General features: G+C 66.7%; 15 protein-coding genes. 10 read left to right on the top strand and 5 right to left on the bottom strand.

Going from position 1 to position 15,770, the window contains the following annotated elements; genetic code table 11:
• Positions 1–1,371 carry an MFS transporter gene (locus NA11_RS03645; protein WP_069160292.1) on the bottom strand — a complete coding sequence of 457 codons (1,371 nt, stop codon included), beginning with the start codon at positions 1,369–1,371 and terminating at the stop codon, positions 1–3.
• A gap of 142 nt (positions 1,372–1,513) precedes the next feature.
• On the opposite strand from NA11_RS03645, the gene NA11_RS03640 reads away from it, so the two are divergent.
• Positions 1,514–2,539 carry a LacI family DNA-binding transcriptional regulator gene (locus tag NA11_RS03640; protein WP_069160291.1) on the top strand — a complete coding sequence of 342 codons (1,026 nt, stop codon included), beginning with the start codon at positions 1,514–1,516 and terminating at the stop codon, positions 2,537–2,539.
• A gap of 24 nt (positions 2,540–2,563) precedes the next feature.
• On the opposite strand, the gene NA11_RS03635 is transcribed toward NA11_RS03640, so the two are convergent.
• A complete protein-coding gene (locus NA11_RS03635) occupies positions 2,564–3,544 on the bottom strand; it encodes an SGNH/GDSL hydrolase family protein (protein ID WP_069160290.1) in 981 nt (326 codons plus the stop codon).
• 301 nt (positions 3,545–3,845) lie between these two features.
• Here NA11_RS03635 and NA11_RS03630 point away from each other — a divergent pair, with 301 nt between their 5' ends.
• Positions 3,846–5,126, top strand: coding sequence for a nucleotide disphospho-sugar-binding domain-containing protein (locus tag NA11_RS03630; protein WP_069160289.1), 1,281 nt, complete (start codon positions 3,846–3,848; stop codon positions 5,124–5,126).
• On the opposite strand, the gene NA11_RS03625 is transcribed toward NA11_RS03630, so the two are convergent.
• The gene (locus tag NA11_RS03625) at positions 5,123–6,025 is read right to left on the bottom strand and encodes a LysR family transcriptional regulator (protein ID WP_069160288.1); all 903 of its coding nucleotides are present in this window, start codon (positions 6,023–6,025) and stop codon (positions 5,123–5,125) included. The genes NA11_RS03630 and NA11_RS03625 overlap by 4 nt on opposite strands.
• An 88-nt stretch (positions 6,026–6,113) precedes the next feature.
• On the opposite strand from NA11_RS03625, the gene NA11_RS03620 reads away from it, so the two are divergent.
• Positions 6,114–7,286 carry an iron-containing alcohol dehydrogenase gene (locus NA11_RS03620; protein ID WP_069160287.1) on the top strand — a complete coding sequence of 391 codons (1,173 nt, stop codon included), beginning with the start codon at positions 6,114–6,116 and terminating at the stop codon, positions 7,284–7,286.
• A 19-nt stretch (positions 7,287–7,305) separates the two neighbouring features.
• Here NA11_RS03620 and NA11_RS03615 read toward each other — a convergent pair whose 3' ends face one another.
• Positions 7,306–8,454 (bottom strand): epoxide hydrolase family protein, encoded by a 1,149-nt coding sequence (locus tag NA11_RS03615; protein ID WP_069160286.1) that lies wholly within the window; start codon positions 8,452–8,454, stop codon positions 7,306–7,308.
• Between the two features lie 188 nt (positions 8,455–8,642).
• Here NA11_RS03615 and NA11_RS03610 point away from each other — a divergent pair, with 188 nt between their 5' ends.
• The gene (locus NA11_RS03610; RefSeq protein WP_245745708.1) at positions 8,643–9,395 is read left to right on the top strand and encodes a DUF1460 domain-containing protein; all 753 of its coding nucleotides are present in this window, start codon (positions 8,643–8,645) and stop codon (positions 9,393–9,395) included.
• Positions 9,396–9,449: 54 nt separating this feature from the next.
• Complete coding sequence (locus NA11_RS03605; RefSeq protein WP_069160284.1) at positions 9,450–9,899, top strand: DUF4440 domain-containing protein; 450 nt, start codon at positions 9,450–9,452, stop codon at positions 9,897–9,899.
• Positions 9,900–9,950: 51 nt separating this feature from the next.
• On the opposite strand, the gene NA11_RS03600 is transcribed toward NA11_RS03605, so the two are convergent.
• Positions 9,951–10,154 carry a cold-shock protein gene (locus tag NA11_RS03600; RefSeq protein WP_069160283.1) on the bottom strand — a complete coding sequence of 68 codons (204 nt, stop codon included), beginning with the start codon at positions 10,152–10,154 and terminating at the stop codon, positions 9,951–9,953.
• 503 nt (positions 10,155–10,657) lie between these two features.
• Between NA11_RS03600 and NA11_RS03595 the strand changes: the two genes are divergently transcribed.
• The 5 genes from NA11_RS03595 (at position 10,658) to NA11_RS03575 (ending at position 15,761) form a co-directional block, all read left to right on the top strand.
• Positions 10,658–11,545, top strand: coding sequence for an alpha/beta fold hydrolase (locus NA11_RS03595; RefSeq protein ID WP_245745707.1), 888 nt, complete (start codon positions 10,658–10,660; stop codon positions 11,543–11,545).
• Between the two features lie 8 nt (positions 11,546–11,553).
• The gene (locus tag NA11_RS03590) at positions 11,554–13,068 is read left to right on the top strand and encodes a GMC family oxidoreductase (RefSeq protein WP_245745706.1); all 1,515 of its coding nucleotides are present in this window, start codon (positions 11,554–11,556) and stop codon (positions 13,066–13,068) included.
• Positions 13,065–14,168: an NAD(P)-dependent alcohol dehydrogenase gene (locus NA11_RS03585; protein WP_069160281.1), complete on the top strand. Its 1,104-nt coding sequence runs from the start codon at positions 13,065–13,067 to the stop codon at positions 14,166–14,168. The genes NA11_RS03590 and NA11_RS03585 overlap by 4 nt, the downstream gene beginning before the upstream one ends.
• Positions 14,169–14,238: 70 nt before the next feature.
• A complete protein-coding gene (locus NA11_RS03580) occupies positions 14,239–15,222 on the top strand; it encodes a TolB family protein (protein WP_245745705.1) in 984 nt (327 codons plus the stop codon).
• 23 nt (positions 15,223–15,245) lie between these two features.
• Positions 15,246–15,761, top strand: coding sequence for an SRPBCC family protein (locus NA11_RS03575; RefSeq protein ID WP_069160280.1), 516 nt, complete (start codon positions 15,246–15,248; stop codon positions 15,759–15,761).
• The last annotated feature ends 9 nt before the right edge of the window (positions 15,762–15,770 follow it).

Below are 15,770 nucleotides of genomic sequence, written 5' to 3'. Positions count from 1 at the left end.
TCAGCCCACCGCCGCTTCGGCATTCTCGGTGGTGCCCTTGGCATTCAGCGGACGCTCGGTCAGCTCCTCGAGGGTCTTGCCCTTGGTTTCCGGCGCAAGCGTGTACGCGATGAGGAGGCCGGTCGCACCGGCGGCGACGAAGATCCACAACACGTTGTGCAGTCCCCAGGCTTTGATGAGGGTGGGCAGCAGCAGGGTACCGATGATCGCGCCGATGCGAGAAACCGCGGTGCCGAGCCCGTTGGCGGTGGCGCGGACCGAGGTCGGGAAGACCTCGCTCGGGTAGACCAGGTTCACGATGCCCGGCCCGGAGTTGGCGAACAGCACCGCAATGCTCAGCAGCGCAACGACAACGGCGAGACCGGGATTGCGCAACAGCGCCAGGATGGCGAGCGCGGTGAGCATGCCCGCGAATCCGACGATCAGCAGCGGCCTGCGGCCGATCCGATCGACCAGGTTCACGCCGACGACCGCTCCGGTGACGCCGAGGAGCGCGATGATGAGCGATCCGGTGTAGATGCCTGCCTGGCTGGAGGTGACCTGCTTGAGAATCGTTGGCGTGTACAGCGTGATGCCGTAGTAGGCCAGCGTGTAGCAGAACCAGAAGCCGCAGCAGAACAACACCATGCGCAGCAGTGGGAAGGTGAACATCGTGCGCCACGGCGACGTCTGCGCCTGTGCCACACCGACACTGGGCCTGACCTCGCCCTCACCGAGTTCGGTCAGCACCGCGTCGGCTTCCTGCTGATGGCCCTGGGCCGCCAGCCAGCGCGGCGACTCCGGGATGCTGCGCCGCATCCACAGCACGATCACGGCGAACACCGCGCCGAGCACCAGCATCACCCGCCAGGCGATGTCGCCGAGCGGAAGCAGCAGCAGCGCGAACGCGTAGGTGCAGGCCGCGCCGACGAACCAGGTGGCCCCCAGCCTGCACATCAGACTGCCGCGCCGCTTGGCAGGCGCGTACTCGGCGAGCAGCGAGGTGGAAATCGTGTAGTCCGCGCCGAGCGCGAGACCGAGCAGGAACCGACAGATCAAAAGCTGCCATGCGTCCTGCGCACACGCGGCGAGCAGCGCGAACACGACGAAGCCGATCAGGTTGAACAGGTACATCTTCTTGCGGCCGAGGCGATCGGTGAGCCGACCGAACACCAAGGCGCCCAGGAACATTCCGATGACGGCCGATGCGGTCAGCGCGCCGACCATCAGCGCGGACAGGTGCCACTGTTTGGTGACGGCGGGCAGTGCCACCGCGATCACCGTGATGTCGTAGCCGTCGAGGAACATCCCGGCGGCGGAGAGGATCGTCACCTTGCGGTGGAACGGGGTCAGTTTCGTCGAGTCGAGGACGGTAAAGGCATCGCGAGACACGATGGTCCTTCCTGGCAGAGCAGCAACAACTCAAACGTTTTAGCACTGGTAGAGGCGCAGAGTCATGGTCATCTCACCGAGATGGTCGAGTGTTCAGTGAGCGGTCATCTTGGTTCAGCTTCTGTTCGCTAGGGTGTGGCTTGTGGCTACTGGCAAGGAACCGATCACGCAGCGAGACCTCGCCCAATCGCTCGGGGTGTCCATCTCGGCGGTCAGCCTCGCGCTCGCAGGCCGCGCCGGCGTGAGCGAGCGCCTGCGCGAACAGGTCCTCACCCGAGCCGCCGAGCTCGGCTACAAGCCCAATGCCACCGCGGTCGCGCTACGCACCCGGCGGTCGAAAGTGCTCGGCCTGCTCATCCGCAACCTGCGCAACCCGCACTTCCTCGACGTGATCGACGGGTTCGACGAGACCTGCGCCAGAGCGGGTTACGACGTGATGGTCGGGTCGTCCCGCTACGAACCCGATCGGGAACAGGAGCTGCTGGAGGCATTTCAGAATCGGGCGGTGGACGGGCTCGCCATCGCACCGATCGGCGCGAGCAACCATGTGCACGCCTGGCACACCGCGACCAACAGACCCGTCGTGCTGCTCAACGCGGCAAGCCACACGACGGGCCCCGGCACGATGAGCGTGCAGTCGGACCATCGCACCGCGGTCGACCTGGCCGTGCACCATCTTGTCGGCCTCGGCCATCGCCGATTAGCGATGGTGGTGGCCCCGCCGGACAAGTCCCCCGACCCCGAACGCTGGGAACGCTTCGAAACACTCGGCGCCAGTATGGGATTCACCGCCATCGCGGTCACCACCGAGCTCTCCGCCACCGCTGCACAGGCCGCGATCGCCCGCGAACTCCATGGTCAGGCAGACCAGCGCCCGACCGCGTTCATCGCCAACAGTGACTACATCGCGCACGCCGTCTACCTGGCCGCCGCCGAGTGCGGACTCCGTGTCCCCCACGACGTCTCGATCATCGGACACGACGACCTCCCCACCTCCGCGTCCCTGTGCCCGCCGCTCACCACCATCGGCGTGAACCGTCGCGACATCGGCGAACACGCGGCGACGCTGCTCATCGACACCCTCGACAATCACCCGCCCAAGTCTTCGAATGTGACCGTGGCGGTGGACCTTCGAGTTCGAGAGTCCACCGCCGAGCCGCCGTCGTAGTCGCGGCAGCCACCCGCTCAGCGATCAGTTGATGCCTTCGGCAAGCCGGATGCCGTTCAGGAAATAGCCCTGCGCGGCATGGCCTTCGACGGTTGGGTGGAAGGGGTAGTACGGCTGGCCGATATCGGCCAGGCCCGTCCAATGGGTTTGCGGCGAGCACAGATCGTGACCGATCCCGAGGGGCTTCAGTGACCAGAAGCCGACGCCGAGCTTCGCGGCCGCCCCCTCGATGGCGTTGCCCAGATTGTCGGTCAGCAGATGTGCGTAGGCGTTACGCCATTGCGGCCACGGGGAGTGAATGCCGAGGAACGAGAAGCACACGAACGGCACGCCGGCCGGCGGCAGCGGGTCCTCGTAGTTGATGAACCTGATCTGCGCCTTCGGTGCGACCGCGCGCAGGGCGCCGATGATGTCGCCCCTGGCGCCGTTGGTCATCCGAAAGGCAAGATTCTCGGCGGTTATCGCGGTGGCATCGAGGTATCCCGGATCGGTGCGAAAGTCGCAGCCACGGATGATATCCGTGAGGCAGGTCGCCATCGTCTGGGCATAGGTCGCGCCCTGGCCGGAGTGCCAGATATCGTTGGCGGAAATCTGAATGGTGACCAATTTGGTGTTGGGCCCGAGCATTCCGTCGAAGGCGGCCTGATCGATCTGGGTGCGCAGATTGTTGAACTGGTCGAAGTCGACTGTCGCCCCCTGGCACGCATAATCGGCCCAATCGCCGGTCTGCGGGTCGCCGAGTCCCCACGCGGCCGCCATGATGGACGGCCATCCGTAATTGCTGCGGGCGCAGATCTCGGGGTTCGGCGTCGGCACCGTCTTGGGCTGTTGCTGAAAGGTCGGCAGGCCGAGTGGACCACCGCCGCCCGCGTAGGGCGCCGCCGTCATGCTGTCGCCGAAGGCCACATATCGCACGCCGGGCTCTGCGGCTGTCGCGACCGGCGCCACCACCGCGGCCAGCGCGAAAGCCGTTGCCAGACCGAGGCATACGCGCAGGATCTTCATCGTGTTCCATCCTTTTCGCTCGGCCCGGCCGCGCCGGGGATTATCGAATCCGACGACCGAAAGCAAATATGGAGGAGATGTGACCGCAATAATGCCCGTGTGAAATGGAGGCGTGTCCGAATCGACCGACCAGCCATTTCGGCGATGACATTATCATCCGAAATCCGCACAATTGATTATCCGAGAGTTAGCCTTGGCCATGGCGAAAATCTTTACCTTCACCTCACCCGCGGCAGGCCACCTGTATCCGATTGCCCCCGTTTTGGTTGAACTGGTAAAGCGTGGCCACGAGGTCACAGTAATGACCTTGCCCGGCTCCGGGCGTGCGTTGATCCCGCTCGGCATCACCATTCGGGACTTGCCTCCCGCCTTGGCGGAGGACACCCTCGGGGACAGTGGCGCGCGATCCTCGGTCGAGGCCCTGCGCGCAGCGTCTCGCGCGCTCGTCGCTCGCATTCCCGAGGAAATAGCGGCATTGAGCAACGCCGTCGCGGCGGAACGCCCCGATGCGCTGCTCGTCGATATCACCACACTCGGCGGCCAGACCTACGCCGCCGCCGGCGGTCTGCCATGGGCGTCGTGGGCGCCCATGCTGTTGCCGATCCCGTCGCGAGGCGTCCCGCCGTTCGGTCCCGGCCTGAACCCGAAGTCAGGACCGCTCGGCCGGATCCGGGACTCGATCCTGCAACGACTGATCGCTCACTACTGGGATGACCCACTGCCCCAGTTCAATCGGATGCGACAGCAGCAGGGACTCCCCACCCTCGAGCACACGCTCGACTACATGCTCGACCCGCCGCTCCTGCTCAACTTCACCTCGCCCCCGTTCGACGACATCCGCCGCGACTGGCCTGCCTCGGTGCGGCAGATCGGACCCGGGCTGTGGGCCCCCGACGCCGAGCCACCGGCATGGCTCGACGAGATCGATCGCCCGCTGGCGCTGGTCACCTGTTCGACCGAGTTCCAGGACGATGGACTGCTGGCTCAGGCGGCGATGGACGCACTCGCGGACAGCGACTTCTACACGGTGGTCACCGCAGGCGCGATCGATCCGTCGACCTTCACCATCCCGCCCAACGCGCGCGTCGAATCGTTTCTGCCGCACCATCTTCTGCTGCCCCGGACCGCGGTCGTCGTCTCGCACGGCGGCATGGGCATCACCCAGAAGGCGCTGGCCGCCGGTGTCCCAGTGTGCGTGGTGCCCTTCGGTCGCGATCAGTCCGAGGTGGCGCGCCGGGTCGTGACGAGCGAGGCCGGTACCCGAGTGTCGAAGAAGAAGCTGTCACCGGACCGGCTCAGGACCGCGATCGAACAGGCGCGTGCCTGCCGAGCGGGCGCGGCCAGGGTCGCGACCGGCTTCGCCACGGCCGGTGGCCCGCTGTACGGCGCGGACCTCCTCGAACAGCACCTGTTCGCGGCATCGGACCGGCGGCCGTCGCCGAGCGGGCCCAGTACGGTCCGGATCCGGTCCTCGATCTCGACGCCGCCGACCATCACCCCCGAACGGACGCCGCCGACCATCACACCGGAGCGGTCGTCGGCCAGCGACGCACCTGAAGCCGTCACCACGACCGACAGCTAGTTCCACGGAGCTGGATCGTCGGTCAGATACGGGTTCGCCGTGACGATATCGCGCAGGAATTCCTCGACGACGACAACGCGCCTGAGCCGTTCGAGGTCACGAGGAACCACGAGCCAGTAGGTCCCGCGCGCTGAGAACTGGTCCGTGAGTACGGTTTTCAGGGAAGCATCGGTTTCGCCGAGGTAGGCGGGCAGCGGCGCGATGCCGAGCCCGCTCCGTGCGGCGAGCCAGTGTCCGGTGATGTTGTTGGTTTGAATCGCGACCTTCTGCTCAGGCGGCAGCGAGCTGGCGAGTCGTAGCGGAGCGACGGTGAGTAGGGCGTCGACGTACCAGATCAGGGTGTGGTCACGCAGGTCAGGGAGGGTGCGCAACGGCGGTGCGCCGGCCAGGTAGTCGTCGGTGGTGTACAGGCGCAGGTCGTAGGTGGCCAGCACGCGATACCGGACCGAGCGTGGTGCGGGCCGTTCGAGGGTGACCGCAATATCGAAGTGGCGGGCGGCCAGCGAACCGTGCTCGGTGGCGGTGACGAGCTCGACATCGAGCTGTGGATGCTTGCGCCGGAGTTCGACAAGACGCGGCGCAACGAGGAAGGCGCCGAAGCCGTCCGGGGTCACCAGGCGAACAGTGCCGGTCAGCGGGCCGAGCGTGGACGCCCGCGACTCGTACGCGGCGATGACGGCCGACTCGACTGCCTCGGCCCTCGGCACCAGGCCTTCGCCCGCTTCGGTGAGACGCCAGCCGCTGGGTGCGCGGTCGAACAGGCGATGGCCGAGTTCTCGCTCCAATGCGGTGATCCGGCGCCCGACCGTCGTGTGGTCGACCTCCAGCGTCCTGGCGGCCTCGTTGAGCCTGCCACTGCGGGCCACCTGGAGGAAGAAGCGCAGATTGTCGGCGTTCATGGTTCGACAGTCTAGGCGTGCAAATGTGCACTACGTCCTGCACTAATCAGCATTGCTCCGTGCAGATATGAGCAACAAGCATGGTGTTATGAGCACGAGCATCGCCCTCCCCCGTTTCCTCCGGATCGGCGCAGGTGCCGTGGAGGAACTGGGCTCCGTTGTTGCCCAACTGGCCATCACCCGGCCGGTCCTGGTGACGGATGCGTTCCTGACCGGCCGAGGACACACCAGCCGCCTGGTAGAAATCCTGAGCAAGGAAGGCATCGACGCCGCCGTGTTCGACAAGACGGTGCCCGATCCCACCACGGATTCCCTTGCCGCCGGGCTGGAAACGATCCGCTCGCACGACGCGGACGCGGTGATCGGGTTCGGTGGTGGCAGCCCGATGGACACCGCCAAGGCTTTGGCCGTGTTGAGCGCCAGCGGCGGCGAAATGGGGTCATACAAGGCGCCGCGCGTCTACACCGGACCGGCACTGCCGATCATCGCGGTGCCGACGACAGCGGGGAGCGGGTCGGAGGCGACGCAGTTCTCGGTGATCACCGACAGTGCGACCGACGAGAAGATGCTGTGCCCCGGGCAGTCGTTTCTGCCGATCGCGACGATCATCGATTTCGAACTCACGATGTCGATGCCGCCCCGACTGACCGCCGACACCGGCGTCGACGCGTTGACCCACGCGATCGAGGCGTACGTCAGCCGACGCCGGAACGGATTCAGCGACGGGTTGGCTCTTGCGGCGATGCGCACCATCGCCAGCCATCTGCGCCGGGCCTACCGCGACGGCGACGACCGGGACGCACGCGAGGCGATGATGTTGGCGTCCATGCAGGCCGGTATGGCGTTCTCCAACTCCAGTGTTGCGCTCGTGCACGGCATGAGCCGTCCGATCGGCGGTCATTTTCACGTGGCGCACGGACTGTCCAACGCCATGCTGCTGCCCGCGGTCACCCGGTTCTCCCTCGAGGCGGCCGTCGGCCGATACGCCGACTGCGCGCGGGCCATGCGCATCGTCGCCGACACCTCCTCCGACGACGTCGCGGCCGCAGCGCTGGCCGATGAACTCGAGCAGCTGTGCCACGACGTGCACGTCCCGACCCCACGCAGTTACGGCATCGCCGAGGCGGACTGGAATTCTCGCCTCGACCTCATGGCCGAACAAGCCATCGCCTCGGGCTCGCCCGGCAACAACCCCCGAGTGCCGACGGCCGAGGAGATCGTCGAGATCTACGACGCGATCTACTCAGGTGCGAACACCTAGACCTGATGGTTCGCTGTAGTCAGCGGACGAGACGGAAGAACGCACGCACGTCGTCGACGAACAATTCCGGCTGCTCGAACGCCGCGAAATGACCGCCGCGCGGTGGCTCGTTCCAATAGCGGATATCGGTGAAACGTTGTGCCGCCCAACGCCTGGACGGCCGCATGATCTCCTTGGGGAACACCGAGCAGCCGGTCGGCACGTGCACCGTCTCGGTCACCGATCCGGTGATCCACTCGTCGACCTGCGCGATGCTCTCCCAGTAGAGCCGGGCGGCCGAAGCGCCGGTTCCGTTGAGCCAGTACAGCATCAGGTTGTCGAGCAGTTCGTCACGGGTGAGCGCGTTCTCCGGATGTCCGGCACAGTCGGTCCACGACCAGAACTTCTCGATGATCCAAGCACACAGTGCCGCAGGGGAATCCACCAACCCGTAGCCTGCGGTCTGCGGCCTGGTCGCATGCATCCGCGAGTAGCCGATTTCCCAGCGGGCGGCGTGTTCGAGCGTGCGGAGTGCGGCGCGTTCGGCGTCGGTGAGGTCGTCGAAGGTGGTCGGATCGGGCGGCGCAAGCGGCGGGACGAGGTGAATTCCGACGACATGCGCTTGGTCCCGTTGCGCGAGCCGGGTGCTGATGCTCGTGCCCCAATCGCCACCCGCGGCACCGTAGCGGCGGTAGTCGAGGCGGCTCATCAGCTCGGCCCACGCGTCCGCGATCCGGTCGATGCCCCAGCCCGGCTCGGCAGGCCGGTCGCTGAACCCGTAGCCGGGCAGCGAGGGACAGACCAGATGGAAGGCATCGGCCGGATCCCCGCCGTAGCGGGCCGGGTCGGTCAGCGGCCCGATCACTTTGCCGAACTCGACGATCGAACCCGGCCAGCCGTGCGTCAGGACGAGCGGCAACGCCTCCGGTTCCGGCGAGCGCACATGGACGACATGGATGCCGAGTCCGTCGATCTCGGTGCGCAGGTTCGGGACCGCGTTCAGCCTGGCCTCGGTCGCGCGCCAGTCGTACTGCTCAGCCCAATACGCGCACAGTTCACGCACGTAGGCCAAGGGGACGCCCTGCGACCAATCGTCGACGGTTTCCCGCTCCGGCCAGCGGGTGGATCTGAGCCGGGCACGGAGATCCGTGAGCTCCTGCTCCGGCACCTGGATCCGAAATGGGCGCATTGCACGAGTGCAACACCATGCCGGACCGGTCGCAACCGAGTTATCGCGCCTGGCACCGGGACAACGGATCGCTGATCTCGGGCCGGTCACCTACGGTAGAGGTCGATCTAGTGCATCGACCGACTGCTGGAGGCGTTTTGCGCATCATTGCTCGTGTATTGCTCGTCGTGTTGGCCATCCTCGGTGGTGTGACGCTGCCCGTGGCGCACGGTGCGCCCGCCGCGGCGACCATCGATGAGGTCACCGCGCGGCAGATCGACGAGTCGGTGGCGCTGCGGGCGGCATCGGGCGGGCGCGGCAAAGGCGAGCTGATCGAGATGCTGTCGGCGCGGTTCCTCGGAACGCCGTATCAGGCGAACATGCTCGTCGGGTCGGCGACACAGCCGGAACAGCTGGTCGTCGACTTCCGGCGGGTGGATTGCTTCACCTACCTCGACTACGTCGAGGCGCTCAGCCGGTCGACCAGTCGGGACCAGTTCGTGGCGAACCTGATCGACACCAGGTACACCGAGGGGCGCGTCGAATTCCGGCAGCGCAAGCACTTCTTCAGCGATTGGGCGCACACCCCCAAGGTTGCCGCCGACGACATCACCACCGCGCTGAGTCCGGCCGCGGTGACCGTCGCCAAGCACCTCAACGCCAAAGCCGACGGCGGAACCTACCTGCCGGGAGTGCCCGTGGTCGACCGCTCGATCAGCTACCTGCCCAGCGGCACCGTTGATCAGAGCGTCGTCGGGCAGTTGCGCACCGGCGACTACATCGGCGCCTACACCACCGAGGCAGGCCTTGACGTCACGCACGTCGGCATCTTCGTCATGACACCGAACGGGCCCGTCTTCCGCAACGCGTCCTCACTCGTCGAGAACAACAAGGTCGTCGACTCCCCCTTCGCCGATTATCTGCGGACGATCCCCGGCATCGTCGTGTTCCGCGCGCGGTAACCGGCCGACGCCCCACCCCGTTCGCGAGCACCGATCGAGATCGAGATAGCCGCAATGCCCGCACACCCCCTGCTGCCCGACGTGATCGACGCCCTGCATTCGGACCTCGCCGAGTGGATGGGCACCAACGCCGCACCCAAGGTCTTCGACCGGTTCGCCAACGCGCTGCACGAGGACTTCTCCGCGGTGACCACGACCGGTCAGGTCTTCGACCGGGACGCGCTGCTTGCCGGCGTGTGGTCGGCTCGCAACACCCAGCCCGATCTGACCATCGAGATCACCGAGGTGCAGGAGATCGCCACCGGCGCCAGCATCGTCGTCGCCCGCTTCACCGCCGTGAACCGCCAGGCCCACCCGTCGCCCGACCACCACCCCTCATCGAATCGCTCCGCGATGCCGGCAGAACTGTACAGCCGCCGCCTCGTCACCGCGGTCCTCGATGTCGCCGACCACGGCTACCAGTGGCGCTCGGTGCACGAAACCGCCGCGGCCGCACCGGAATAACGCAAGCGGCCCCGCACCTTTCGGTGCGGGGCCGCTACAAGTCACGCTGGATCAGATAGCGCGGACGTCCTGGGCCTGCGGACCCTTCTGGCCCTGGCCGATCTCGAACTCCACACGCTGGCCCTCGTCGAGGCTCTTGAACCCCGAGCCGCCGATCGCCGAGTAATGCACGAAGACGTCAGGGCCGCCTCCGTCTTGAGCGATAAAGCCGAAGCCCTTTTCGCCGTTGAACCACTTCACACTGCCTTGAGCCATGTTTTTTGCAACTTCTTTTCTGTAGGTGAGCCGAGCAAATCACTTCGACGAGCTCAGTCTCGATAGACACTATGCCACGTCCGCCGCACTCGAGCCTTGAACTGTGGGCTATCCGACACTTCTGACGCCGTTTCCGTCGTTGTCGGCGAGTCGCCCGGCCACCGCGGCGGCACCGATCGCACGTGTTGCGCTCCAACATGTTTCGGGCGAAACCTGCGGCGCACGAGCAGTCGGCTCTGCCCGCCGATTCTTACCGGGTAGAAACAGTTGAACCGCAGGTCAGTACGGGATTCCGGGCGCCGAGTTCGACCGACCGCACGGTGTCTTAAGCCAGGCTTACCGCGTTGGTAGTGCATTATGCGCAACGGTGCCGAACCAATCGGTAGGTACCTGCGTACGAATTCTCGTAGCCCGTGTACGTCGAACCGACCTGTGTCCGATTCTGAGCAGCGCGTTCGGCGGACGTTCAGTCGTCGTTGAGCATCGCGACCAAGGTGAGAACCATGGTGCGGGCGGCAGGGCCCGCGCACCGGATTCGAGACAAGGAACTGATGAGCAACAAGGGATCATCGCGGGTGCTGCGCGGCGTGCTGTTGACTGCGCTGGCATTGGGTATGACCGCGACGACCGCATGTGCTGCCAAAGCCGACAACGACGTTCGCACGGAGCAGCCCGCGAACAAGCCGGCCGTATTGCTGGTGCACGGCGCGTTCGCCGACGGCTCCAGCTGGGTCAGGGTCGCCGAACGACTGCAACAGGACGGGTACCAGGTCACCGCCGCGGCGGTGCCGTTGCGCGGCCTCGCCTACGACTCCGCCTACATTCGCAGCATCCTCGACGCGATGCCGGGCAAGACGCTCCTGGTCGGTCACTCCTACGGCGGCGCCGTAATCACCAATGCCGCAACGGGTTCGCCGAACGCGGCCGGGCTGGTCTACGTCGCCGCGTTCGCGCCCGATCAGGGCGAACCGCTCGGCCTGCTCGATGGCCGCTTCGGTGGCCCGGCAAGCAAGATCTCGGTGCCGCACATGTATCCGCTGCCCGACGGCAAAGGCACGGCCCCCGAACTGGTCGTTGCCCCCGACAAGTTCCCCGAGTTCTTCGCCCAGGACCTCCCGGCCAAAGAGGCCAAGGTCCTCGGCGCGAGCCAGCGCCCGGTCGCTGCGGGCGTCTTCGCCGAGCCGAGCGCCGAGCCCGCATGGAAGACGCTGCCGAGCTGGGCACTGATCGCCAACGACGATCGGATGATTCCCCCGGCCGGACAACGTGAGATGGCCACCCGGGCCAAGGCCACCATCGTCGAACACGCAGGCAGCCACGCGATCGCACTGTCGCAGCCACAGGCCGTCGTCGACGTGATCGAAACCGCAGCCGCCGCGATCGCGCGATAGGACAGCCCGTGAATCACGACTACATCGTGGTCGGCGCCGGGTCGGCGGGCGTGGTACTCGCCCGCCGCCTGGTCGACGCAGGCCACCGGGTGCTGCTGTTGGAAGCGGGCCCGGCAGATAGCAATCCGGCCATCCATGACCCGACCCGCTCCATCGAGCTGTGGGGCAGCGACGTCGATTGGGCGTTCACCACCGAACCGCAGACCTACGCGGACGGGCGCCGCCTGCCGTGGCCGCGGGGCAAGACGCTCGGCGGCAGCAGTGCCTTCAACGGCATGATCTACGTGCGCGGCGTGCCCGCCGACTACGACGCGTGGGCGTTCCAAGGCGCGGCGGGCTGGAGCTGGCCGGGGGTGGAACCCTACTTCCGCAAGCTGGAGCATTTCGGCGACGCGAGCGCGGGCCGCGGCACCGACGGCCCGCTGTACGTGCAGCGCAACCCCGGCCCGGATCCGCTGGTCCAGGCGTGGGTGCTGGCCGCGCAGGAGTACGGACTGCCGTTCAACGACGACTACAACAGCGGTGACAGCACCGGCGTCAGCTACACCCAGCACACCATCAGGGACGGCAAGCGCCAGAGCACCTGGGTCGGGTACGGCAAGCCGATCCAGGATGATCCCGGCCTCACCGTGGTCACCGGCGCACAGACGACGCGGGTGCTGTTCGACGAAGACCGCGCCATCGGCGTGGAGTACCTGCGCGACGGGCAGCTCAACACCGCCTACGCCGAATCCGAAATCATCCTGTCCGCAGGTGTTTTCGGCTCGCCGCAGCTGCTGATGCTGTCCGGTGTCGGCCCGGCCGAGCAGTTGCGGTCGCTGGGGCTGCGTGTCCGTGTCGATCTGCCAGGTATCGGACAGAACCTGCAGGACCACTGGTCGAGCCCGCTGATCTGGCACTCCAAGCAGGAGTCGCCCGCGTGGGCCGCACAGGGATTGGAGGCGCACTTCTTCAGCACCACGATCAACGGGCTGATCGCGCCGGACGTCCAGCCGATCTTCCTGTCCTGGGTGTACCCGCTGCCGAATGTCGAGCTGCCGCGCCAGGGCTTCTCCGCCGTCGCGCAGATTCTGCACCCGTACAGTCGCGGCGAATTGCGTTTGCGCTCCGCCGATCCCACCGTCGCTCCGATTCTCGATCCCCGGGTGTTCGCCGATCCCCGCGACCTGGAGACGCTCGTCGACAACCTGGAGATGTTGCGCGACATCGCCACCCAGGACGCGCTGCGGGAATGGACTGACGGCGAAGCGATTCCGGGCGCGGCGGTGCGCACCCGCGAGCAACTTCGCGATCACGCCAGGGCGACCGTGGTCAGCGGGCACCACCAGGTCGGCACGGCCAAGATGGGTCTGGACGCGCACTCCGTCGTCGATCCGGAACTGCGCGTGCACGGGCTGCTCGGCCTGCGCGTCGTCGACGCATCGGTGATGCCGACGCTGCCGAGCGCCAACACCAACGGTCCGACCGTCATGATCGCGGAGAAGGCCGCCGACCTCATCCTCGGCCGGAAGGTGCCCGCATGACGACCGTCACCGCGTCCGTCGCGCGGGACGGCGCCGACGAATTCAGTGTCGAGCAGCTGGAACTGGAAGATCCACGACCCGACGAAGTGCTGATCCGGTATGTCGCGGCAGGCCTGTGCCACACCGATCTCGAGGCCGCGCGCGGCACTGTCCCCACGCCGCGGCCGGTGGTCCTCGGGCACGAAGGTGCAGGTGTCGTCGCCGCGGTCGGTGCGGCGGTCACCGGCTTCGAACCCGGCGATCGGGTCCTGCTCAGTCTGGATTCGTGCGGTCGGTGCGCGCACTGCCTGGCCGGGCAGCCCGCGTACTGCGTCGACCACATCGCGCTGAATTTCCACGCGCGCCGCGCCGACGGCTCGGTCGGCCTGCGCGATGCCGAGGGCGCACCGGTGCACGACCACTTCTTCGGCCAATCCTCGCACGCCACTCACGGTTTGGCGCACCCTCGGGGACTGGTCAAGGTCGACGCCGACATCCCGCTCGAGGTGCTCGCGCCGATGGGCTGCGGCGTGATCACCGGAGCGGGCGCCGTCCTGAACTCACTGCGCGTGCAGGCGGGCAGCACGGTAGCGATCTTCGGCGCGGGCGCAGTCGGCCTGAGCGCCATGATGGCCGCGATCGCGGTGGGAGCCACCCGCATCATCGTGATCGACCGAATCCCCGAAAGACTGACCCTGGCAACAGAACTGGGTGCCACCGACACCATCGACGCCAGCACCGTCGACAGCGCCGCCGCGATCGACGACCTCACCGACGGCCGCGGCGTCGACTACAGCATCGAATCCACCGGTGTCCTCGCCGTCATGAATACCGCGGCGAAAGTGCTTGCACCCCTTGGCTCCGCCGCGATCCTCGGCGTCACCGCCCCCGACGCTGCCCTCCAGGCCAACGTCTTCGAACTACTGAAAGGCCGCACCATCACCGGCTCCGTCATGGGCCACCAAGCACCGGCAGTCCTCATCCCCCGACTCCTGAACCTCTACCGCCAGGGCCGGTTCCCGCTCGACTGCCTGATCCGCCGCTATCCCCTGCACCAGATCAACACCGCGGTCGCCGACGTCAAATCCGGCAGCACCATCAAAGCGGTCCTCGTGCCGTGACGCGCTGTGCTCGGTCCGCACAGCGGACCGAGCACGCCGGGCTCTGCCCGACTCTGGCTACCGTGAGGTGGTGATCAAGAAAGTATCGGTTGCGTTCGGTGTCGCGCTCGTTGTTCTGGTCACCAGCACCGGGTTGGCGGACGCCGCGCCTGCGCAGACTCGGGCCGATGGGGCCGAGTTGGTCTATCGGCCGATGCATCCACGGAGTGCCCAGAATGCCGCGTTCTCCCCGGATGGGACGTCGCTGGTGTTCACCGAATTCTTCGACGGATACAACCTCGGCGGCGCAAGTCTGAATCGGTTGCGGAATTTCGGTGGCACCCCGGAGGTGCTGGTGCGGGAAGGGGATCAGGCGGCGGTCAATCTGCCGGGGTCCGCGTGGAATGGGCCGCGCGACCTCATCACCTTTTCGTTCGACAGCACCGACCGGGATGAGATCTGGGTGCTGCAGCCGGGGAATCCCCCACCGCGCCAGGTGACGACGCACGAAGGGACGCGCGGGTTCACCGAGCCGAGCTTCTCGCCCGATGGCAACTGGATTGTGTTCCAGGAGAACGATAACCAGAGCGGGCCCGGTGCGCGCGGGAGCATCTGGAAGGTGCCGACGGCGGGCGGCAAGGCGATCATGGTGATCGACGGGCCGCGCAGCAATACCGATAACCGGCAGCCGAATTGGTCGCCGCGGGGTGACCGGATCGTGTACCAATCGCGCAGCGGGAATTCCGCGGACTGGGATCTGCGCACCATTGCTCCGGATGGCACCGGGTCGGCGGCGCTCACCAGTGGCTCGGACGAGGACACCGACGCGAGCTTCGCACCGGACGGGAGCTGGGTGGTGTATTCCTCCGATCATGCCGGTGCCCCGCACGCTCAGATCTTTGTGAAGCGTACGGATGGGACCGGTCAACCGGTGCGGGTGACGACCTCGGATCAGTACGACGGCGCGCCGAGCTGGTCACCCGACGGGAAGTGGATCACCTTCGAATCCAGCGCTGACGGCGTCGCCCCCACCGCGCTGTGGCGAATTCCGGCCCCGGCTGCGCACCACGGGTGAGGCGATCCGGCAGAATCGGCAGGATGACTCGTTGGTTCGAGCTAGAGCCCGTCGACAAGACGTTCTTCGATACCGCGACCTATCGCGAGAAGTATTCGATGGAACTGCCGGTCGACAGCGGCCGAGTGTGGGCCGGATTCACCTCCGAGTCGCCGATGACCTGGTGCAAGCTGATCACCACTGGGCGATACACCTCGCCCATCGACGGGATCGGGACGACCCGCGATATCGAGCTCGCCGGCGGCGTCCTCCGTCTGCGTGAATACTTCTTCGACTGGGACGACACCACCCGCCACCACAGCTTCTTCGTGCGCCAGGCCAACCTGCCGCTGTTCCGCGCGTTCGCGGAGGACTATCACCTCGCCGACACCCCGAACGGCTGCCGATTCACCTGGAGCTTCGCCTACGAACCCAAACCAGGGCTCGGCTTGATCCACAAGGCCTCCGCCTTCCCCACGCGATTGATGCTCAGCAGCTTGGCCGCCGACACCGCCAAGCACTTCGGTGGCACGTCGGCAACACGGCTCCCGCGCGGGTAAACAGGGAAC

Source organism: Nocardia altamirensis NBRC 108246 (assembly GCF_001612685.1).
GTDB classification, from domain to species: domain Bacteria; phylum Actinomycetota; class Actinomycetes; order Mycobacteriales; family Mycobacteriaceae; genus Nocardia; species Nocardia altamirensis.
This window is presented reverse-complemented; position numbering and strand designations above follow the sequence as displayed.

Bases quoted from the DNA above. Each gene is read 5' to 3' on its own strand.
- NA11_RS03635 (WP_069160290.1), bottom strand. From the start codon at position 3,544: ATGAAGATCCTGCGCGTATGCCTCGGTCTGGCAACGGCTTTCGCGCTG.
- NA11_RS03630 (WP_069160289.1), top strand. From the start codon at position 3,846: ATGACCTTGCCCGGCTCCGGGCGTGCGTTGATCCCGCTCGGCATCACC.
- NA11_RS03625 (WP_069160288.1), bottom strand. From the start codon at position 6,025: ATGAACGCCGACAATCTGCGCTTCTTCCTCCAGGTGGCCCGCAGTGGC.
- NA11_RS03620 (WP_069160287.1), top strand. From the start codon at position 6,114: ATGAGCACGAGCATCGCCCTCCCCCGTTTCCTCCGGATCGGCGCAGGT.
- NA11_RS03615 (WP_069160286.1), bottom strand. From the start codon at position 8,454: ATGCGCCCATTTCGGATCCAGGTGCCGGAGCAGGAGCTCACGGATCTC.
- NA11_RS03605 (WP_069160284.1), top strand. From the start codon at position 9,450: ATGCCCGCACACCCCCTGCTGCCCGACGTGATCGACGCCCTGCATTCG.
- NA11_RS03600 (WP_069160283.1), bottom strand. From the start codon at position 10,154: ATGGCTCAAGGCAGTGTGAAGTGGTTCAACGGCGAAAAGGGCTTCGGC.
- NA11_RS03595 (WP_245745707.1), top strand. From the start codon at position 10,658: ATGGTGCGGGCGGCAGGGCCCGCGCACCGGATTCGAGACAAGGAACTG.
- NA11_RS03585 (WP_069160281.1), top strand. From the start codon at position 13,065: ATGACGACCGTCACCGCGTCCGTCGCGCGGGACGGCGCCGACGAATTC.
- NA11_RS03575 (WP_069160280.1), top strand. From the start codon at position 15,246: ATGACTCGTTGGTTCGAGCTAGAGCCCGTCGACAAGACGTTCTTCGAT.